A 19,830-nucleotide genomic window follows, 5' to 3' on the forward strand; every position below is an offset into this window, starting at 1 on the left:
TCAGAGCTCGGAGAGTTGCGGCTGACGGCGCAGCATTCGAAGCAACGTCGGTCCGTAAAGGATGGCAAGGACCAACACATAGATCGCCGCGCCTGCGGCGACATGTGCCGCCAACAAGACATGGTTTGGCGCTTCCGGCAGTTGCGTCAGGAGCGCCGCCATAGCCCCGGTTGCGAGGACGATGCGGGCGAGATGCGCCCAGGGCAGCGTCAGGCCGAATTTCGAAAAGCCGATGATGAAGCTGGTCAATGCCGCAGCGATGGCGGACAGCACTGTCGCGCCGGCTGCGCCAACGAGCCCCCAATAGTGGATACAGATGAAGCTCGCCACAATCGTCACCAGTGCGTCGATGCTTGAGACGACGATCATGAGCTGGGTCCTGCTGTGCAGGAGAAACACCTGATCACCGAAATGGGCGCGGATGTTGCGGACCGAACCCGCCAGGGCCGAGAGAGGCAGAATTGCCAGCGTCACCTGTTGAAACGGCGTGGCGATCAGCAGGTGCACGATCTCGGCCCGTAGCAGGAAGATGCCCGCAATGCTCGGCGCCAGAATGCCGATGAGCAGTGCACTATTGTCGGCAAGCTGGCGCATTGCGGCCTTGCTGCCGCCTTGCTCCATGCTCTTGACCGCCAGCGGGAACGCCGCTGCTGTCACCAGCATCGCAGCCACCGCCGCGGCGCGCTGGCCCAGACCATAACCGACGGCAAAAAGGCCGGCGGCGGCGACGCCGAGCATGTCGTTGACGATAAAGCGCGACGCATTGAGGCCGACCCAGCCCAGCGCGCCGCCGATGATCAGCGGAATGCCGTAGCTCACCGCATGGCGAATGATCTCGCGGTCGATCGGCCACAAACGGCGGCTGTAGCCGATATGGGGCAGGACGACCAAAGCGGCAAAGAGCTGCGCGGCGGCATAGCCCAGCAGCGGCCATTCCGGCGATGGGCCGATCAACTTGATGAGTACCAGGCCGAGAATGAAGCCGATCGACGGCCCCACGATCTGCTGGATCGAGTAGACGCCGATCTGGTGCCGGACCCGGGCGCGTTCGGCGATATAGAGATTGAGAGAGCGGCTGATGACGTAAGCGACGGTGGCGCCGAGCAGCGCTGGATTGGTGTCCGTGGCAATGACTGTATAGAGCACGCCGATGACGGCGGCGCTCTGCAGCACCAGCGAAACAAGAATGACGACATTCTCGGTGCGGTAGAAGCGTTCGGCCTGTTCGCCGTCCTGATAGCGGCCGAAGAAGCGCAGCGCATATTGCGACCACCAGGCCAGGAACGCGATCTGCAGTAGTTCATGCGTCGCCGTAATCAGCGTGATCACACCCAGCGTATGCTCGTTGACCACATGGGTCCACACGATCATCGCGACCAGCTGGAACAACGGGCCGACGATCTGGGCGGGAAGATAAAGGATCGTGCGTTTCAGCAGCATGTCAGGCTCCAAGCCAGCGGGCCGCGCGCGGCGGCGCCCATCGTTGCACGGCGAGCAACGCGACAAGGCTCAAGGCGACGGTGATCGCATACATCAGAAATGTCCCCGCAACCGGGCCGAACTGGCGCAGTCCGCCATGATCGCGCAAGGCCATGACAATGAAAATATGCCAGAGATAGATGAAGTAGCTGCCGGAGCCGAGCGTGGCGAGGACCGGCGCGCGGATGCCGAGTGCGAGTAACAGGACGCAGAGCGCCGCGGCATAGCCGAAGAACGCCATCGAATCATAATCGGCAGCGTCGCCGATCTTGAGCAGTCTCGATGCCGCATAGATCACATAGGCCAACAGTACCGCAGCGGTCAGCGTCAGGCGCGTCCGCGGAAGGGCCAGCCGCGCCGTCGATCCGGCGACCAGCATTCCCAGGGCCACGAAGCTGAACCAGAACGGGATATCGCGCATGCGCACTTCCTCGATCAGTCCTTCGGACAGCCCGCGCTGGATCAGCAAGGGATCGACATAGCTGCCGATGATCAGGCCGAAGACGAGGGCGAGCATCAGGACGACGCGCAGTCGCTCATTGGCTTGGGTCGGCACACGATGGGCAAACCACAGGGTCAGCCAGAGCATGAGCGTGCAGCCGAGATAGACGAAGACATAATAATACACGAACACGTAAGCGAGCACGAAGCGGGCAGCCGTTGTCGTCGGGCGGTGATCCATCGCCGGATTCTGCAGCGCCATGTAGAGATAGGCAGCCGCGAAAGCGATGGCGTAGGGGATCAATGCCGCCATCACGCGCTTGCCGAGTGGAACGCGGCCCGACAGCGCGGTCAGATAGCCGGACGCGAACAGGAAAATCGGCACACAGGGGCGCAGCGCCGCGTCGAGCATGGTTTTCCACGATGCATCGAGCGGTTGCTGCAGCGAATGGATACCGATCACCATCAGAATGGCGAGGCCGCGCATGCTGTCGATGGCCATATCCCGGCTGGCCGCCCTCGCTTGAGCCAGCGGCCGCGCCGTCCCGGACATTGTCTGCGTTGCATCCACCATCAGGTCACGTCTGCCTTGGCACTGTCGCCGCGGCAATTCGCGTGCTGAAATGGCGATCATAAGCCTCATTGAGAGCGCGCCGCATCGGCGTCTCGAAATAGCGCAGGGACAGAATGCTGGCAGCGGCAAGAACGGCAATGGCGAGCGGCACCAGCGTCAGCTTGCCGCCGGGAATGACGGGGGCAAGGAAGCGTGCCGCCAGCGTGAGGACGACGGTCGCGACCGGAATATGCAGCATGTAGGAGGAATAGGTCAGCGACGACCAGCGCTCAAAACCAAGGCGCGAGAACAGGGTGGTCTGGCTGGAAAGATCGTGATGGATGGCGAGTACGGCGATGAGATAGATGACTGCCAGCGCTGCCATGATTGGAAGCTGCGCGCCGAAGATCAGGAACAAGACGAGGGCCGTGGTCAGCAGGCCCGGTAGCGCCGGAAGCCGCGCAATCCGGTCGCGAAACAGCCAACAGGCAATGCCGAGATTGAAGGCAGGCAAAGCGCGGAAGGCGCCGCCCTTATTGATCCAGTCCGGCCAGGGCTCGGTGCCCATGGCAACGGCATAGATGCTGTTGGCCAGCAGCGGCAGCACGACGAGCGCCACAATCACCGTCCTGCTCCGCGCGATCGTCAGCACCATCAGCGGAAACAGCACGTAGCAGAAGAACTCCGCCGACAGCGACCAGCTCGGAAAATTGAAGGTCAGCCGGTCGCCATCGATGGCGTGCAGTAGCAGGAATTGCGCCGGCAGATCGGAGAATGGATAACGTGCCGGGTTGTCGGTCTTGGCGATGCCGGCATGAAGCGCTAGTGCGATCATTATGTAGAAAGCCAGCGTTGCCAGATGCAGTGGATAGATCCGCGCGAGGCGCCGCCACAGGAAGCGGCCCACCGCGGTGGGTGAGCCGACTTTCGCCAGATACTGGCTGGCAATGACGAAGCCGGAGATGACGAAGAACAGATCGACAAACAGATTGAAGTGCCAGGTGTGGTCCACCATGAAGCGACCAATTGGCAGTTCCTTGATGTAATCCGAATAGTGCAGGATCACGACGGCGCTGGCCGCAAGGATGCGCAGCCCGTCCAGATGTCGTGTGCTGGTGTCGATATCCTGCAAGAAAAGTGTCCCCTGTTGAACGGACCGAGCGTGGCCCCGATCCGGCATGGACGCCGGCGTCGATCCTAATGCGCGACGTTGGGCTTCGCCGCTGGACGACGGCCGGCCAACTGCCCGCCAGCGAGTTCGGCGATCAGGTCGATGACAACGTCGTGGTCGCTCGCCGCCAGCGCGTTCCAGCGCGCGAGGTTCTCGGTAGCCGCCGCAACATACTGCCTGCGCCACTGCGAAGCCGCGATGGCTCCGCCAATCTGCGACGCCGCGGTGCCGTGGTCCGACGGATCGATGAAGATGCCGGATTTGCCCAGTACTTCATGGAAGACGGGCGCATTCGGCGCCACGATCGGCAGGCCGGCATATTGGGCTTCGAGCAGCGGTAGGCCGAGACCTTCATCATGCGAGGTGCAAAGGAAAATATCGGCCTCATTGAGAATACGCGTCACGTTCTCGGACGACTGGTAGCCATGCAGGGTCACGCACGACATACGCTCCAGCGTCTTCCAGTCATCGCCCCAGCCTTTGCGACCGACGATGTCGAGGGTGGCGCCGGGAAAACCGTGCTGGCGCAATTCACGGACGATATTGGCCGCGGCGATGAAGTTCTTGCGTGGCTCCACGGTGCCGAGGGCAACGACGCGTAGCGGCGACGTCTCGGGCTCGCGCTCGGCGCGCTCGGCGGATTCCAGTTTGAACACGTTGCGCACCGGTGGGCGATACAGCGTGATCTCAGCATCCGGGCGACAATGTTCGGCCAGCTTGCGCTGGGTGTCGCGCGAATTGGTCAGGAAGCGCGGATAGTTCTTGAGCGCGATCTTGAAAGGCGTCGCCATATAGAGGCGCGCGCGGGCATTGAGATCGGCCTGTCGTGTCAGCAGGAAGTCGTCGTGCATATAGGGCAGCACACGTGATGAAAACATCCGCAGCAGCGGGCTTGGCGGAAAGCCGGGGCAGAGCAGGAACGACGAGGGAGACGCCAGGCGCATCGGCAGACCGAAAGTCTGCGTCGCCACCATCTGGCCGGTGCCGCGCGAGGTGACGGGCACGACATCGAGCGGCGCCAGCGCCTGTTCCGAGAACAGCTCCAGCGTAATCCGTTCGAGCCCGGTCACATGGCGTCCGAGATGCGTGTGATCGACATAGATGGTCATGCGAACTCCTGATCCCGGGGGACGGCGCGGACATGCGGGGCGGCCATCGGCGGCCGCTGATGGACGTAGCGGGGTGGCGCCACGGCCGGCGCGCGTTCGCGCGGCAACAGCAGCGCGATGAGAAGAACGAGCTGCGCGAGCTGGATGTTCTTAGACGAGAAGCTCACCGAGCTTGCTGCAATCATCAGGATCAGCAGCAAGATGGCGAAGGCTGCGCGGTCCGACCGGCGCAGCAGTTCGATGAAGAAGCAGGTCAGACCCAGCGTGATCAGGATGGTGTGGATCAGGCCGAATTGCACGATGCAGGACACCCAGAAATTCTCGATGCCATAATTCAAACCGAGCTGCGACTGCAGCGCGTTCACGCGAACCGGATTGGGTCCGAGGATCAGTTCGCTCCACTGGAAATGATTGAGCATGTCGAAGGTCGCAAAGCGCGCCAGGGCGCTGCCTTTGTCCGACGAGAAGCGCAACAGCATCTTGTCGAAGATGCCGAGATAGAGCGCAGCAAACACGACGCCTGCCGCCGCAAAAAGAAAGCAGATTGCGCCGACAGCGAACAACAGCGGCACGCGCTTGCCGCGGATCAGCCGGATCGTCTCAAGCAGACCGAGGCAGGCCAACACGAGCAATACCGTCATCAGCGCGGTACGGCCGCCGAAGGCCATCAGTGAGCCCAGACTGAAGGCGATCAGTGGCACGCGGATCATGATCGGCGGGCAGATGGCCGGTCGCAGCACCAGCGCCATGATATAGGCGCCGACGATGCCCGAGGCCGTCAGCGGATGGCCGAGGAGCGCAGCCGAGCGCCATTCACCGACCACCAGCACGCTGCCGAGTGTCAGCGGAATGATGCGATGGCCGGAAAAATATTCGTAATAGCCAATCAGGATGTTGAGCAGCAGCGTCGCATGGATGGCCCAGACCAGCGGCCGCCGCTGCGCCGGCGTCAGCCGCCAGATCAGCAGGCACAGCAGGACCGGCAGCAGGAACGTGTCGATGATGACCGTGAACGGGCGCTCCAGCACGAACATCTGGATCAACAGGACAAACCAGCAGAACAGATGCACCAGCAAAAGCTTGGCGTCCGTGAAGGCACGGTTGATCTCGCCGATCGGGTCACCGTCGCGCATCAGCAGCAGAAGCGTCGCGATGAAAGTCGCATAGGTGCCGGGGTGGAGCTTCTCCAGAAAATTTCCGCCGGGTGTCAGATAGTGAATCTTGAGATTGGTCAGAACGCCGCCGGACAGTGTGAAGATTGCGACGATGGCGCCCAGCAGGACGCACATGATCATGAAATTGATGAGCTGGGCCGTATTGACGATCTGACGTCGTTGCGGAACGCGCGCACGCGGGCCCGCCGCGGCGAGGGCGCCGTTGCGATGCAGCCTGAGCGGTGCGGTCCGGGTCAATGTCAACGCGCGGCCCCCGCACTGGCGGCGGCGACACCATAGGGCTTCAGATAGGCCGAGCTGCGATAATAGTCGTAGAAGCGGATCTTGCTGAGATCGACCTGGGTCAGCACGGTACCGAGGATGCGATCATGCACCGGAGCCAGCAGCTCCATCGTGTGGGCGACGACCTCGCGCGGTGTCTGATTCCAGGCCATGGCCAGCACGATGCGGTCGGCCAGTTCGGCCAGCGCGCGGCCGTCGACCAGCGGGATCAACGGCGGCGAGTCGATGATGATCAATTCATAATGCGACTTCAGGCGGTCGAGGATTTCGACGATCTGCTCGGAGAACATCAACTCGGTGATGGCATCGACATCCTTGATCGCGGGGGATGGCAGAATCGAGAGGCCGGTGCTGCGATCGAGCAGGATGGCGCGCTCCAGCGGCACTTCGCCAGTCGCCACCTGCAGGAGGCCGGCGTCGGCATTGGGGCTGACAGCACGTGTCAGGCCGGGATTGCGCAGATCGCCATCGATCAGCAGCGTCTTGATGCCCAGCGTGGCGAAGGACAAAGCGAGATTGCCGGCGAAGGTTGTCTTGCCTTCACTTTCGAGGCCCGATGTCACCAGCACGACCTTGACCGTGTCGATCTTGCGCGCACGCTGGATCGCCAGACGCACGGCACGAATCGCTTCGGCGAAGAATGTGCCGGGCTCCTCGATGGCATAGCGCATCAGTGGTGGCTGCAATGCAGCCGGCAGCAGCCGCATGGTGCGTGGATCGTAATTGCCGAGTTCGGTGCGGCCGCGTTTGGCGCGCCCGGCGAGTTCGCGGCTGCTGATTGACGGCAGGGCTGCGAGGGCGGGGACGCCCGAAATCTCTTCGGCCTGTTCCAGCGTCTTGATCCGTCCGTCGAGATAGTCGGTCAGGAATGCCAGCACCGTGCCGCCGCCGAGGCCGAGCAGGATAGCAAAGCCGAGAATAAGCATCGTCTTCGGTGCGGAGGGCTTGAGCGGGATGCTGGCAAAGCTGACGATGCGGGAGTCCGGCATCTCCAGGCTTTCCTGCGCCGTCGTCTCCTTCGAGCGCGCCAGATACGACTCATAGAGTGTGCGGTTGGCTTCGGCCTCGCGCTGCAGCTCATGCAACCGGACCACGGCCTGACCGGACGTGCTGGACACGCCCTGCAGCTTGTCGAAACTGTCCTGCAGCGACGCCTCGCGCGATTTCGCAACGTCATAATCATGCGTCGTGCCCTGCACGATTCGTCCGATTTCCTCGTTGATCAGCCGCTGCGTGTCCTTGAGCTGCGCCCGCACATTGGCCACCTGCGGATGCCGCGGACCATATTTGCTGGTCAGGTCCGCTTCGTTCTTGGCGATATCGGCATATTGCGCGCGCAGCTTGCTCACCATCTCCGAGGAGACGGCGGCATTGAGCCCGCCGGCATCGCCGCCGGTTTTCGCCAATTGCTGCACCTGATCGAACTTGGCACGCGCCTCGGCGGTCTGCACCCGGGCAGCAATCAGCTTGCTGTTGAGATCGGTGATCTGCTGGTCATTGACGGTCACGCCCTGCGAGACTGCGAGGTTATTGGCGGAACGATAATCCGCGACGGCCTGTTCGGAGGTGACGACGCGATTCTTCAGCGCATCGATCTGGCCGCCGAGCCATTTGGCTGCGATGCGCGTCGCGTCGAATTTGGCGCGGACCTGTTCCTCGAAATAGGCGTCAGCTACCGCATTGGCGATGGTCGCGGCTTTCTGCGGCGATTCCGAGCTGACGGCGATATCGACCAGGAATGTCGTGCCTTGTCGTGTCACCTTCATGCGGCGCTGGAGCAGATATATAGAGTATGCACGCGCGGCGTCTTCGGGGCTCACACCATCGACGGGGCTGTCGCTGCGAAACAGATTGCGGATCGGGTCGAGCAGGCCGGGCTTTGGCATGAACTCGAGATCCTGCGTCAGCTTCAACTTGTCGACCACGCGCTGCAGGATCGAGAGCGACTGGATCAGCAGCGTCTGGCTCTCGATGGTCGCATCGTCCGTGCCGAAATTGGTCAGCACCGATTGATTGGTTTCGACCACATTGGCGCGTCGGGGATCGACCAGCACGGTGGAGTTCGCAGTATAGAGTGTGGTCGCCGTCGCCACATAGGCGAGGGCGATGCCGCCGAGCACGGCGGCGGGCAGCAGGACCGCGCGCCAGCGCCGGCGCAGGATGCGCGCCATTTCGCGGAGATCGACGGTCGGCGCCTGCCAACCGGCAACGGCGGTCGGAAGCGGTTCCGGTGCCGCCGGATAAGGCTGGTCAAAATTGCGCTGTAACATTGAGCCCTACCTGATGTTTGTCGTAACTGAAGGTGGGTATATCGCTGTCGCGCGATGTGTAGCGGTGATAGGCCGAGATCGCGCCGAAGCGGTTCATCAAATACTTCACGCTGGCATTGGTCGTGGTCACGCGGTCCTTGCGGGCCTGGCCGAAGAAGCGATCGATCTCATAGGCGCCCGCCAGCGACAGGATGACGTTGCGACGCAGTTCGTAGTCGACGCCGACCTGCACGGCATTGGCCAGCACGCCGGTCGAGCTGGTATCGGATGTCTGCGTGACCAGTTGTTCGGCCTTGACGTGGATGTCCATCAATCGCGTCGGGCTCCATGTGAGCTTGGCGCGATAGGACGGTCCGTCGACGGTGCCGATCAGAGGATTGTCGAAGCGCTGCTCGACATAGCCGCCGCCGAATTCGCCGCGGAGCAGATTGCCGAAACCGACGGTCAAGCCGGACAACGCGCGATAGCCGGTGGAGTCCAGCGTCTGGCCGGGCACGCCGCGGATATTGCGCTGGTTGCCTTCGACGCCGCCGAACCAGCCGAGCACAGGCGAGAACGCATAATCGACGCGACCATGAAGTGCATAGATCTGGCCATCGCGGCTGCTCTGGTCAATCAGACTGCCATCCTGCGCGCGCGCTGTGCCGTAATCGTAGGAGTCGACGCGCGCGCCGATCGAGGTCGCCAGCCGGTTGAATTCCTTGCGGACGGTCAGGTCGCCGGACATCAGATTATAAGGCGTCGGTGTCACGGCATTGGAGGGCGAGCTCAGCGAACCCACGCCCTCATTGAGATGCGCGATCTGGAAACTGCCCAGCACGACCATGTCGTTGGCGATATCGATCCAGCCGGCGCCCTTCAGGCTCACATCGGTCTGGTCGAGACTCGAATTTTCATTATAGGCCGTGGTTCGTGAATTGAGCTTGATGTCGATGCCATGTCGCTCCCACAGCGTGTGCGCACGCAGGCTGGGTTCGATCACTGCCGCGACGTCGCCACGCTTCTGGGTGTTCGAGGCAAACACATTGCTGTCATAGAGCGCGCCCGTCATCAGCGACGGGTTGAACATCCAGGATCCCTGGCGGATGCCGACGGGTTCATAACCAGGCTGCTGTCGTTTTTTTACTGGCATGTCCTCTGGCGCTACTGCTTCGCGGTTATCCCGGTCGACCAGATCGGGCAGCGCGGACGGTTCGAAAATCCGTTGCGCATTCCAGGGCGGCGCGAGTTCGTCGCTAGTTGCCGGGATCGCCTGGGCATTGGCGGGTGATGCAATACCGAGCAGAATCGCCGTGACCGGCCATGGCGCGATACGGAGAGCGCGGCGCGTGACGGGAATCGGCCGCAGCCCCTCCGGTCCTTCGCCGATCGCATCCGATCCTGCTGATACAAACGTACATTTCATCACTCATCCCTTGCGAAGGACATGCATTCCTCCGCTATCGAATTGTCGTCGAGACTTGATTGCCGCTTAGAAATTCATCCCGTCGCTTACAAACTCAGCAAGCCCGTGATGAATGTCGCGCCCCCACTAGCGCACTCAACACTCGTCTGATGAAACGCCCTTCTCTTTGCTGCCCACAATGCGAAGTACGAAGTAAAGTTCGTCGCACTGCACAAGAATACGCACCGCAAAAAGTCGAGACTATGGCGACGCGCGACATGAAGGCGCGCATCGGTCACTACACATCAGACAAAATAAAAAATGATGAGTTCAGAAGTATCGTTCTGGGACACGCACATTGTCGCCGGGAAATACCAAGACTGGCGAATCGAGCGCATAGATCTCTTCGACGGTTGAGCCCGACCGCCGCAAATACACTTTGTTCTCATTGGCACGGTAGGTGAACCCGCCTGCGGTCGCGACGGCATCCATCACGGTCAGGCCCATGCGATAAGGATACTCGCCACTCTTCTTCACTTCGCCGAGGATATAGAAGGGTCGATACAGCGCGATTTCCACATTCACGCGTGGGTCTCGCACGATTCCCTTGGCCAACGCGGAGGAGATGCCCTTCTCTAATTGCCGTGTGGTCAGTCCAGCGGCCTTCACGTGGCCCGCAAGGGGAATCGATACAAATCCGTTGCTGTCGACTTCATATTCACCGGTGATATCAGCTTCGCCATAGACCTTCAGACGAATCCTGTCAGTTGGTCCAAGAAGATAGGTGCCTGACGGCGAAGCCGCAGAAACCCGCTGGTCCTGTGCGAGCGCGATCGACGGAGCGACGCCAGCAAGGAAAAATGAAAGCACCGGTACTATCAAAATGCCGGCGCATCGGTTCGTTCGCAACATGGTAGACCCCCAACACAACATCAATGTGATCATCTGCATCAATTCGATGACAATTGATGCAGACGACAATTGCGCGAGAGTGTCCGGCAAAAAACGGCGAAAGAATGTGGCGTACTCAGAGAGTGCGCAGATTGCGTACTAATGTCTTCTTAGAGAACCAGAATTTCTGTGCCTTCGATGGCAATGCACGTGAGGATGCCGCTGCGCCACGCACCTGTGTCAATATTCACACGGTTATCTCTAATATCTGCATGGGGAACCGGCGTGTGTCCGTGCACCACATAGACGCCATGATCGCGCTTTGAATCCAGAAACTCGTCCCTGATCCACATCAGATCATGCGGATCTTGAGACGAGAGCGGTACATTGGGACGAATGCCCGCGTGAACGAACAAGAAGTCGCCGCATCTGATATTGTTCCGCAGGCAACGCAGGAAAGCGTCATGCGCCGGAGGGAATGCGGCGTGAAAGGCTTTCTGCACGTCGCGGGCCGTTGCCGTGCGCGATGGAGAAACGCCATAGGACGCGAGTGTCTGAAGTCCGCCCAGTTGGCGCCAGTGCTCAAGCACGCTGGCATCCTCCAGGAAGTCTTCCATGATGGCTTCGTGATTGCCGCGTAGGCAGATTGCATGGTTGTGCACCATGCGGACTGCCAGCAAATCGATCACACCTTTCGAATCTGCGCCACGATCGATGTAATCGCCGATATAGACTTCCGCCGCATATGTGATCGGGCGACGTCGGATGTCCTCATCGATGCGCGCGATGGTTTCCTGCAGCAGGTCGGCGCGTCCGTGAATATCACCGATGGCATAGATACGCGTATCGGGCGGCAGTGCCGCCTTGTTCGAATCTGACCTGGAGAGGGAGCGCGGCATTTCGCGCAAGCTACGATCAGGGAACCGTCGCGGTCAAATTCAATCGGCCGCGCAACGCCTTGGGACTCATAAAGCTTTGGGGATAGCGATGAGCTCAGAAGAAAATGATGCGAACCGCGACGATCACAACGACCCAGACGGCCGCGTTGATAAGAAGAAGTCTGTTTCGCAGTTTGCGGCCAGATGCGTTACGCACATCGCTGGCAGAACTATCCACAGGGCTCGAGATCGCCGCCTTATCCACGGCGATCGCGCGCGGGGGAAATGAAATGTCCCCTGTAGTCATCTGAGGTGTTCGTCGAGCGACCATGGCGATGCCGAAATATCTGGCGGAGTGAGCAGTCTCAGTGCGCAACATAATGGGCGCGCTTTAGTATCGAGTGAAAAATCAAGCTCGAATCGATTGCCGCTTGGTGGCGATTTGTTAATTGCGAAGATCATGCACCCGATCTCGCAGCGACGCGATGCAATTCATCGATCTGCGTCGTGTAATTATTTTGCATGGCTGCTGTGAGCGTGATGCAGCGCAACAGACGGACAAAACGATCTAAGCGCTTCCGTGCACAACGAATTTTGCGCGCCGCACAATTATATCAATATTGCGACTGCGTAATGTTACACGCCAATACCGTTTTGCCGCCCTAATTCGTTCGCACAGTTAAGAAATCTTCAGTGATGAAGGTTCTTGCTGATCGACGAAGATGGTTTCGCAATTGCGAATGTTCGTCGAAGGGAAGGGTTCTGAATTCGCATGCCTGCCACATAGGCATGTTTCTGTTCGATTATCGCGCACCAAAGTTCCAGCAGGGAGCGAGAGCATGGCCTCTACAGTTTCAGTTGGTTTTGATCGCAACAAGGTGACACCGCTCTGGAAGGAGCGGCAGTTCATTTCTGTGCGGCCGGTCGAGTTTGCCGGCCACGGGTCCTATCGCAACAGCGCCTATCGCAGCCGCCGGACGAACCAGGTTGCCCGGTGCGAGCCGTCGGAGTCGATTGCCAAGCGATTGTTCGACATTGTGGCCGCGGGCTCGGCCTTGCTGTTTCTTGCGCCGCTGCTGATCACGATTGCAATCATCATCAAGGCGACCTCGCCGGGACCGGTGTTCTTTACCCAGTATCGCTACGGCTACCGCAACCGCTTCTTCAAGATCTACAAGTTCCGCTCGATGCGCACCGATGCCGGCGATAAGCGCGGCATTCAGCAGACGGTCGAAGGCGACGCCCGGGTGACGCGGATCGGCAAGCTGCTGCGCAAGACTAGCCTCGACGAAATTCCGCAGCTTATCAACGTGCTCAAGGGCGATATGTCTCTGGTTGGGCCGCGGCCCCATGTGCCGGGCATGCTGGCCGCCAACGTGCTCTATGAAGATCTCGTGCCGTATTACTTTACGCGTCATAGCGCACGGCCCGGCATCACCGGCCTGGCCCAGGTGAGCGGCTGCCGCGGCAGCACTGTCGAGGCGCCCCGGGCGATCTCGCGCATCGATTACGACCTCGAATATATCGAGAAATGGTCGATGCGTATGGACATCATGATCATCGTGCAGACTGTTCGGCGCGAATTCCTCTCCGGTAATGCCTTCTGACGCCCACGACCGATTGAGCGGCGGCATCGATCACACCACACATCGCAGGCATTGCGCTGGCGGACCCCCGTCCGGCGCCCGGAATTGTTTTGCCTTGAAACCAGCCTCGAACGAAGGGTGACAGCCATGACGGCGACGCAACGGACCAAGCAACTCCTGAAAGACGCTTTCCCGTCGATGTATCTGCGCTGGCGCTTCATGAAGCGTCCCAAATCGGCGGAGCGTGAACTGGCCTATCTCGACAAGATCGTGCCGCAGGGTGCTGTCACGGTGGATGTCGGCGCCAATTGCGGTCTCTATACCCAGCAACTGGCGCGGCTGTCCGGTCAGGTCCATGCGTTCGAGCCGTCGCACGAGATGGCCGATCTGCTCCGGCGCACCTCCGCGTCCAATGTCCGCATTCATGAAGTGGCTCTCTCGGATCATGAAGGCGATGCCGAGCTCTATACGCCGCAAGGCGAGGATGGCCTTGTTTACGGGCGGGCATCGCTTGAACAGCAATATGAGCCGTCCGTGAAGCAACTGATCACCACGCATGTTCCATTGGCGCGTCTCGATGGCGTTGTGCGCGAGGACGTGTCCTTCGTGAAGGTGGACGTCGAGGGGCACGAGTTGAGCGTCTTGCATGGTGCCGTCGGCCTGATCGACCGGTGCCAGCCGGTCTTCCTTGTCGAGGCAGAGGATCGTCACCGTGCCGAGGCGACGCGCTCGGTGTTCGATTTCTTTCGCGACAAGTCCTATCGGGGCTTCTTCCTCCAGGACGACGAGGTGATCTCCATCGATCATTTCAACGCCGGGGAAATGCAGGACGCCGATGCGCTGTTGCCCAATGGTGGCCGTAAACCCGGGCAAGCTTACGTCAACAACTTCTTTTTCTTTCCGCAGCATCTCGACGGCGAGTTGATCCTCAACAGCTGAGGCGCATGCGGAATTCTCGGGGGATGTCCGGGTCGTTCTGACCGCGGACTGTTTACAAGACAGGACATGCAATGCGAATTGCCATGATTGGCGCTGGCTATGTGGGGCTCGTGTCGGGGGCGTGCTTTTCGGACTTCGGCCATCACGTCACCTGTGTCGATACGGATCAGGGAAAGATTGATGCGCTGAACAACGGTGAGATTCCGATCCATGAGCCTGGTCTCGATGCACTGGTCGCGAGCAATGCCAAGCAGGGACGGCTGAAATTCGTTACCGATGTCACATCTGCTGTCGGTGCGGCCGAGGTGGTGTTCATCGCCGTCGGCACGCCGTCGCGGCGCGGTGACGGTCATGCGGACCTGTCCTATGTCTATGCAGCGGCGCGCGAGATTGCGAAGGCCATCAAGAAGTTCACCGTGGTGGTCAACAAGTCGACGGTGCCGGTCGGTTCCGGCGACGAGGTCGAGCGCATCATTCGCGAGGAGAACCCGGAGGCCGAATTCGCCGTGGTCTCGAATCCGGAGTTCCTGCGCGAAGGCGCGGCAATCAGAGACTTCAAACATCCCGACCGTATCGTCATCGGTTCCAGCGACCAGCGCGCCAAGGATGTCATGGCGGAAGTCTACCGGCCGCTGCATCTCAATTCGTCGCCGATCATGTATACGGATCGCCGCACGGCCGAACTGACCAAATACGCCGCCAATTCATTCCTGGCCACGAAAGTCGCCTTCATCAACGAGATCGCCGATCTCGCCGAGAAGGTTGGTGCCAATGTGCAGGAAGTCGCGCGGGGCATCGGCCTCGACAACCGAATCGGCCTGAAATTCCTGCACGCCGGACCGGGCTATGGCGGCTCGTGTTTTCCGAAGGACACGCTGGCACTGATCAAGACGGGCCAGGATTACGAAGCGCCGCTGCGCATCGTCGAGACCGTGGTTGCCGTCAACGACCAGCGCAAACGCGCGATGGCGCGCAAGGTCGCGCATGCCTTCGGCGGCAATCTGCGCGGCAAGTCCATCGCCATTCTCGGCGTGACCTTCAAGCCGAACACGGACGACATGCGCGATGCGCCGTCGATCCCGTTGATCACTGCGCTGCAGGATATGGGGGCTGAGGTGCGGGTCTATGATCCCGTGGGCATGGAGCAGGCGAAGAAGGTGTTTGAAAACGTCACCTTTTGCGAAGGCCCATATGAATGTGCCCGCGGGTGTCACGCCATGGTCATCGTCACCGAGTGGGAGCAGTTCCGCGCGCTCGATCTCAAGGAGATGGCGGCGATCATGGCCTGTCCGGTGATCATCGATCTCCGCAACATCTATTCGCCGGATGAAGTGACGCGGAACGGATTTCTTTACAGCGGCATCGGGCGGCCGCAAGCAGTGGCTTACTAGCTCGCGCATCTGCGCAGATACGGGGAGGCGCGCAGTGTTCTTACTGCGTCGCTTCCTCCGTCGTGCCGGGCGCAGTCGCATGTTCGCTTCGCGGCGTCGGGGAGGCGTCGTTATAGCTTTCAGTCTGGTAGATCGATTCCAGGTCGCTGCCGCCGAGATACCAGCTTCCAAGGAAATATGTGGCGCCGATAATGGCTGCGGCCATCACGAGGCCGCGGCCGACCGAGAAGACGATATCGGCCTTCGTGACTTTATGCGGAGCGATCTTGTCCATGAAGGCGTCCCTATGGGGCATGCCGCTATCCTGCAACGGCGTGGTCCAGTTGGTGCTCAGGAATTCGAGCGCAAGCAACAGCGCAATCAATCCCGGACAGTGTAGCGTTATCGACCTGACATGTCTGCTGAAAATGCCGAGATCGTCGCGTAGCAGAGAACCGATTGAATATGCGAATAATGCGGCGCTCAGACCGCAGATCGCCAGAATCACAATCAGTTTCGGCATCCGCCCCATTTGCGAACATCGCCAATGCGGCTCATTCGTTCAACCGTCACAATTGCAACAATTCAACCCAGAATGTCGGAATACCGAACACAGGCGCGTGAGCACGAGCTTTCTCCCGTGGAACCTGAGGATGACGCGAGAGTGACGATGCGTTGCTGGAGTACCGAGGTTATGATCGCACTATGAGACAAACTACATTTATACTGGCACTTGCCACCGTGATCGCCTCGCCGATCTATGCGAACGAAATCGATCAGATGGCGAACAATCTGGAAACAAGCTGTTCGAACCACTTTCGCAAGCGGCCGAACAAACCTTCGAGCGATTCCAAAAAGTTCTGCAGCTGTTTTGCCGGAACCTTCACATCGACCATCTCGCTGCGGGAACTCGATGCCGCAAATGGGGTGGTAACATCGGAAATTCAGGAACAATTCGAGCGCGCTGCGGAGTTTTGCGGCCGCGACGTGGCGCCGTCCGTCGCGCAGGCGGGTAGGGCATGGATCATGGAATCCAACTGACCCGCGAATCCCGGCGATCATTGTCGGCTGTTACCCTGACTCACTGTCGCCTCATTTGACCGCAAGTCTTTACTTGCTGGCAAAGTGGGACAAATCTTGCGCCGGCATTTGGGGACTGCTCATTGACTGACTCTCGTTTCAAGGCGCAAGTGGCGTCTCGCATGCCTATGCTCCGATTCAAGGAGTCGAAGCTCAGGCAGAAGGTCGGTTCCGCCATCGAGGCGGTTTCGATTGCATGCGCCCATATTCTTGCGATCGCGGCCCTGGTGATAATCGGCGGTCTCGTCATCTATGTGAGATAATCGTCGTGCGTACTATTCTACTTGGACTGTTCCTGACGGCCGTCGCCCAGCCGTGTTTCGCGCAAAAATTTCTCTCCTTCGAACCTCTGATGATGGATCCGTATGCGACCGTGTTCGTCGACAACGGTTCGTGTTCGGCGGGCAAGGTGCTGAAGGTACAAGGTGCGCCGAACAACCAGCGTCGCAAGAAGAGCTGTGTGCCAATCAGCGATGTGCGGCCTGGTGCCGTCAGGGGCAAATAGCCAAGGCCGCCCCCAACGGCGCTTACGCCGTTGTCCGCTGTATCACCGGCCAGCCAGCGCCATAGGCGTTGATCGATGCGGCGTGTATGCCAAGTGGCTCCTGTGGAATCCGTGCCCAAATGGGCAGCAAAGGCAGAAAATACGGGCTTAATTCGTCGAAAATGCCCACATCCGCGCGGACGCCCTGACAAGCGGGAACAGCGTTGCTATGGTCGCGCGTACCGGCCGCGACGTGCCGGGTTCCGAATCGAGATGGATAAGTTCAGGTGACATTTGAGCCTTCCGCGCGTCCGGGTGCAATGCAGGGCGGACTCGCGGCATCGTATATAAATATGACGGATGCTGAGGCCGTCGATCTCGCCCGCGAGCGGTTTGGCATCGAAGGCCGGCCGACACGCTTTGCCACCGAGAAGGACGATACGTTCAGGATCGCGCCTGTGAGTGGGCCGCGCTTTATCCTGAAGGTTGCGAACCCCATCGAGGATATTCCCGAGATTGATCTGCAGGTGCAGGTTCTCGATCACGTCGCGGCACGCGCGCCCGATCTGCCGGTGCCGCGTGTCATTCCCAACGACAAGGGCGAGCGGCATTTCAATTATCTGGATCGCGCCGGTCAGAACCGGCAGGTGCGGATGATGTCCTATCTCGAAGGCCAGCCTTTGAGTGAGGTGCCGTCCACTGCGTCGGGCAGGGCCGAGATCGGCAAATTGCTGGCGCGGCTCCGCCTCGCACTGGCGGATTTCAGCCATCCGTCGGATTCCCGGGTTGTCGCATGGGACGTGAAGAACCTGCTGACGCTGCGCGATCTGCTCGCGGAAATCACTGAGGTGGGCCAGCGTCGCAAGGTCGAGGCTGCGCTGGAGCGTTTCGCCGCCATCGAAACCCGACTTAAAAAATGCCGCACGCAGGTGCTGCATAACGATTTCACCCGCTCCAATGTCGTCGTCGATGCGTCGCTGCCGGGTTTCGTCAGTGGCATCATCGATTTCGGCGATACGGTCCGCACCGCCATCGCCATCGATGCGTCGACGGCGATGCTCAATCAGTTGCCTGTCGCAATGGACGGCGATGTCTTTGCGGACGGCCGCGATCTCCTCAAAGGCTATCTCTCCGTCGCCGATCTGACCGCGGAAGAACTCAGCCTCATTCCGCATCTGATCTTCTCCCGACTGGCGACGCGCTTGCTGCTGTCAAACGCAATGGCCAACCGGGTGCCATCCGTCGCCGCCTATGTCCTGCGCAACAATGAGCAGACCTGGGTGCAGATGGACTGGTTCATCGCCCGCTCGATGGACGAGCTCTCCGATCAGTTGATGGATTTCGCCAGATAATCTCCGCCACATCCGACCCTGCTTCCAGAGGAAACAACAACATGACCGCAGTCACCAGTGCCCAGCGCGGCAAGATGGTCAACGGCTTCGACCCCGCCACGGCAACCGGCCTCACCGAGGAGAGCCGCAAGCTCGTCACGCGCCGCACTGAGTTACTTGGCCCGGCCTACCGGCTGTTCTACAGCAACCCCGTCGAGGTCGCGCGCGCCAAGGGCGTGCTGCTGTATGACTCAGAAGGCAACGAATATCTCGACGCCTATAACAATGTGGTGTCGGTCGGCCATTGCCATCCGCGCGTGGTCGATGCGATCACCCAGCAGGCACAGACCATCTGCACCCATACGCGCTACATCCAGAAGGGCATTCTCGATTACGCCGAAGACCTGCTCGGCACGTTCGAGGGGCCGAAGCGCCATGCGATGTTCACCTGTACCGGCTCGGAAGCCAATGATCTCGCCGTCCGCATGGCCAAGCATCATACCGGCAATCAGGGCATCATCATCACCGAGGAGGCCTATCACGGCAATTCGGAGCTGACGGCCGGCTTCTCGCCGTCGCTCGGGCCGTATTCGCCGCTCGGCACCTTCGTGCGCCGCGTCCCCGCGCCGGACTCCTATCGCATCGCGCCGGAGAAGATCGGTGCCTGGATGGCCGAGAAGGTGTCCGAGCAGATCGTCGACCTGCAGCGCCGCGGTGCCGGTGTTGCCGCCTTCATCGCGGATTCGATGTTCTCGTCCGATGGCATCTTCTCGCATCCGACCGACGTGCTGAAGCCGGTGCTTGATGTCGTGCACAAGGCCGGCGGCGTCTTCATCGCCGATGAAGTTCAGTCGGGCTTCGGCCGCAGCGGTGAAAAGCTCTGGGGCTATCAGCGCCACGGCATCACGCCGGATATCATCACCATGGGCAAGCCGATGGGCAACGGCTATCCCGTTGCTGCTGCTGTGATGCTGCCGGAGATCGTCGAGAAATTCGGCCGCGACAATCGCTACTTCAACACGTTCGGTGGCAACACCGTCGCGATGGCGGCCGCACAGGCCGTGCTGAATGTCATTCGCGACGAGAAGCTCGTCGAGAATTCGCTCCGCGTCGGCAAGATCCTGCGCGACGGCTTCCATGCGCTGGCGAAGAAATATGAGCAGATCGGCGATGTCCGCGGCTCCGGCCTCTATGTGGGCGTTGAACTCGTGAAGGATCGCAGCACCAAGGAGCCGGATGCCGCCGCCGCATCGGCCGTGGTCAATGGTTTGCGCGCGCGCCGCGTGCTGATCTCGGCCACCGGCCCTCATGCCAATGTGCTGAAGGTCCGCCCGCCGCTGGTGTTCACCGAAGCGAACGCCGATCGCCTGCTGACCGAGGCCGAAGCCGTGATGGCGTCGCTCTGAG

At 60.4% G+C, this 19,830-nt stretch carries 18 protein-coding genes; 8 read left to right on the plus strand and 10 right to left on the minus strand.

Annotated features, from left to right (window positions below; translation table 11 throughout):
- From RSO67_RS24975 to RSO67_RS25015, 9 genes are all read right to left on the minus strand, one after another.
- Entirely contained in the window at window positions 1-1,440 is a 1,440-nt protein-coding gene (locus RSO67_RS24975; protein WP_315841018.1) for a lipopolysaccharide biosynthesis protein, read from the minus strand.
- A 1-nt stretch (window position 1,441) separates the two neighbouring features.
- Window positions 1,442-2,494 carry an acyltransferase gene (locus tag RSO67_RS24980; RefSeq protein ID WP_315841019.1) on the minus strand — a complete coding sequence of 351 codons (1,053 nt, stop codon included), beginning with the start codon at window positions 2,492-2,494 and terminating at the stop codon, window positions 1,442-1,444.
- 4 nt (window positions 2,495-2,498) lie between these two features.
- Window positions 2,499-3,605, minus strand: coding sequence for an acyltransferase (locus RSO67_RS24985; protein WP_315841020.1), 1,107 nt, complete (start codon window positions 3,603-3,605; stop codon window positions 2,499-2,501).
- Between the two features lie 65 nt (window positions 3,606-3,670).
- The gene (locus RSO67_RS24990) at window positions 3,671-4,753 is read right to left on the minus strand and encodes a glycosyltransferase family 4 protein (RefSeq protein WP_315841021.1); all 1,083 of its coding nucleotides are present in this window, start codon (window positions 4,751-4,753) and stop codon (window positions 3,671-3,673) included.
- Window positions 4,750-6,171, minus strand: a complete 1,422-nt coding sequence (locus tag RSO67_RS24995; RefSeq protein WP_315841022.1) for a VpsF family polysaccharide biosynthesis protein — start codon at window positions 6,169-6,171, stop codon at window positions 4,750-4,752. The genes RSO67_RS24990 and RSO67_RS24995 overlap by 4 nt, the downstream gene beginning before the upstream one ends.
- Complete coding sequence (locus RSO67_RS25000; protein ID WP_315841023.1) at window positions 6,168-8,480, minus strand: polysaccharide biosynthesis tyrosine autokinase; 2,313 nt, start codon at window positions 8,478-8,480, stop codon at window positions 6,168-6,170. Before RSO67_RS25000 ends, RSO67_RS24995 begins: the two co-directional genes overlap by 4 nt.
- A complete protein-coding gene (locus RSO67_RS25005) occupies window positions 8,461-9,885 on the minus strand; it encodes an outer membrane beta-barrel protein (RefSeq protein WP_315841024.1) in 1,425 nt (474 codons plus the stop codon). The genes RSO67_RS25000 and RSO67_RS25005 overlap by 20 nt, the downstream gene beginning before the upstream one ends.
- A 309-nt stretch (window positions 9,886-10,194) precedes the next feature.
- Entirely contained in the window at window positions 10,195-10,776 is a 582-nt protein-coding gene (locus RSO67_RS25010) for a polysaccharide biosynthesis/export family protein (RefSeq protein WP_093759184.1), read from the minus strand.
- 149 nt (window positions 10,777-10,925) lie between these two features.
- Complete coding sequence (locus RSO67_RS25015; protein WP_315844356.1) at window positions 10,926-11,654, minus strand: metallophosphoesterase family protein; 729 nt, start codon at window positions 11,652-11,654, stop codon at window positions 10,926-10,928.
- 818 nt (window positions 11,655-12,472) lie between these two features.
- Here RSO67_RS25015 and RSO67_RS25020 point away from each other — a divergent pair.
- The 3 genes from RSO67_RS25020 (at window position 12,473) to RSO67_RS25030 (ending at window position 15,549) form a co-directional block, all read left to right on the plus strand.
- Entirely contained in the window at window positions 12,473-13,240 is a 768-nt protein-coding gene (locus tag RSO67_RS25020) for an exopolysaccharide biosynthesis polyprenyl glycosylphosphotransferase (protein ID WP_315841025.1), read from the plus strand.
- Window positions 13,241-13,366: 126 nt separating this feature from the next.
- On the plus strand, window positions 13,367-14,158 hold the full coding sequence (locus RSO67_RS25025; RefSeq protein WP_092149417.1) for an FkbM family methyltransferase: 792 nt from the start codon (window positions 13,367-13,369) through the stop codon (window positions 14,156-14,158).
- Window positions 14,159-14,229: 71 nt separating this feature from the next.
- Window positions 14,230-15,549, plus strand: a complete 1,320-nt coding sequence (locus RSO67_RS25030; protein ID WP_315841026.1) for a UDP-glucose/GDP-mannose dehydrogenase family protein — start codon at window positions 14,230-14,232, stop codon at window positions 15,547-15,549.
- 40 nt (window positions 15,550-15,589) lie between these two features.
- Here the strand turns inward: RSO67_RS25030 and RSO67_RS25035 are convergent, their stop codons facing one another.
- Window positions 15,590-16,051, minus strand: a complete 462-nt coding sequence (locus RSO67_RS25035) for a hypothetical protein (protein ID WP_315841027.1) — start codon at window positions 16,049-16,051, stop codon at window positions 15,590-15,592.
- A gap of 218 nt (window positions 16,052-16,269) precedes the next feature.
- Between RSO67_RS25035 and RSO67_RS25040 the strand changes: the two genes are divergently transcribed.
- The 5 genes from RSO67_RS25040 to RSO67_RS25060 all read left to right on the plus strand — a co-directional run bounded on the left by RSO67_RS25040 (window position 16,270) and on the right by RSO67_RS25060 (window position 19,829).
- Window positions 16,270-16,569: a hypothetical protein gene (locus RSO67_RS25040; RefSeq protein WP_089268055.1), complete on the plus strand. Its 300-nt coding sequence runs from the start codon at window positions 16,270-16,272 to the stop codon at window positions 16,567-16,569.
- Between the two features lie 161 nt (window positions 16,570-16,730).
- On the plus strand, window positions 16,731-16,871 hold the full coding sequence (locus RSO67_RS25045; protein WP_315841028.1) for a hypothetical protein: 141 nt from the start codon (window positions 16,731-16,733) through the stop codon (window positions 16,869-16,871).
- Window positions 16,872-16,876: 5 nt separating this feature from the next.
- Window positions 16,877-17,113, plus strand: a complete 237-nt coding sequence (locus RSO67_RS25050) for a DUF6719 family protein (protein ID WP_315841029.1) — start codon at window positions 16,877-16,879, stop codon at window positions 17,111-17,113.
- A 332-nt stretch (window positions 17,114-17,445) separates the two neighbouring features.
- Entirely contained in the window at window positions 17,446-18,444 is a 999-nt protein-coding gene (locus RSO67_RS25055) for a phosphotransferase (protein ID WP_315841030.1), read from the plus strand.
- 41 nt (window positions 18,445-18,485) lie between these two features.
- Window positions 18,486-19,829 carry an aspartate aminotransferase family protein gene (locus RSO67_RS25060; protein ID WP_410001779.1) on the plus strand — a complete coding sequence of 448 codons (1,344 nt, stop codon included), beginning with the start codon at window positions 18,486-18,488 and terminating at the stop codon, window positions 19,827-19,829.
- Window position 19,830: the final 1 nt, after the last annotated feature.

It is taken from the genome of Tardiphaga sp. 709 (genome assembly GCF_032401055.1).
In the GTDB taxonomy this organism is placed as follows: Bacteria; Pseudomonadota; Alphaproteobacteria; order Rhizobiales; family Xanthobacteraceae; genus Tardiphaga.

Excerpts from the sequence above, each read along its gene's own strand:
- RSO67_RS25000 (WP_315841023.1), bottom strand. The coding sequence starts at position 8,480 with ATGTTACAGCGCAATTTTGACCAGCCTTATCCGGCGGCACCGGAACCG.
- RSO67_RS25025 (WP_092149417.1), top strand. The coding sequence starts at position 13,367 with ATGACGGCGACGCAACGGACCAAGCAACTCCTGAAAGACGCTTTCCCG.
- RSO67_RS25045 (WP_315841028.1), top strand. The coding sequence starts at position 16,731 with ATGCCTATGCTCCGATTCAAGGAGTCGAAGCTCAGGCAGAAGGTCGGT.
- RSO67_RS25055 (WP_315841030.1), top strand. The coding sequence starts at position 17,446 with ATGACGGATGCTGAGGCCGTCGATCTCGCCCGCGAGCGGTTTGGCATC.
- RSO67_RS25005 (WP_315841024.1), bottom strand. The coding sequence starts at position 9,885 with ATGAAATGTACGTTTGTATCAGCAGGATCGGATGCGATCGGCGAAGGA.
- RSO67_RS25035 (WP_315841027.1), bottom strand. The coding sequence starts at position 16,051 with ATGCCGAAACTGATTGTGATTCTGGCGATCTGCGGTCTGAGCGCCGCA.
- RSO67_RS24980 (WP_315841019.1), bottom strand. The coding sequence starts at position 2,494 with ATGGTGGATGCAACGCAGACAATGTCCGGGACGGCGCGGCCGCTGGCT.
- RSO67_RS25010 (WP_093759184.1), bottom strand. The coding sequence starts at position 10,776 with ATGTTGCGAACGAACCGATGCGCCGGCATTTTGATAGTACCGGTGCTT.
- RSO67_RS24990 (WP_315841021.1), bottom strand. The coding sequence starts at position 4,753 with ATGACCATCTATGTCGATCACACGCATCTCGGACGCCATGTGACCGGG.
- RSO67_RS24975 (WP_315841018.1), bottom strand. The coding sequence starts at position 1,440 with ATGCTGCTGAAACGCACGATCCTTTATCTTCCCGCCCAGATCGTCGGC.
- RSO67_RS25015 (WP_315844356.1), bottom strand. The coding sequence starts at position 11,654 with ATGCCGCGCTCCCTCTCCAGGTCAGATTCGAACAAGGCGGCACTGCCG.
- RSO67_RS25060 (WP_410001779.1), top strand. The coding sequence starts at position 18,486 with ATGACCGCAGTCACCAGTGCCCAGCGCGGCAAGATGGTCAACGGCTTC.
- RSO67_RS25030 (WP_315841026.1), top strand. The coding sequence starts at position 14,230 with ATGCGAATTGCCATGATTGGCGCTGGCTATGTGGGGCTCGTGTCGGGG.
- RSO67_RS25020 (WP_315841025.1), top strand. The coding sequence starts at position 12,473 with ATGGCCTCTACAGTTTCAGTTGGTTTTGATCGCAACAAGGTGACACCG.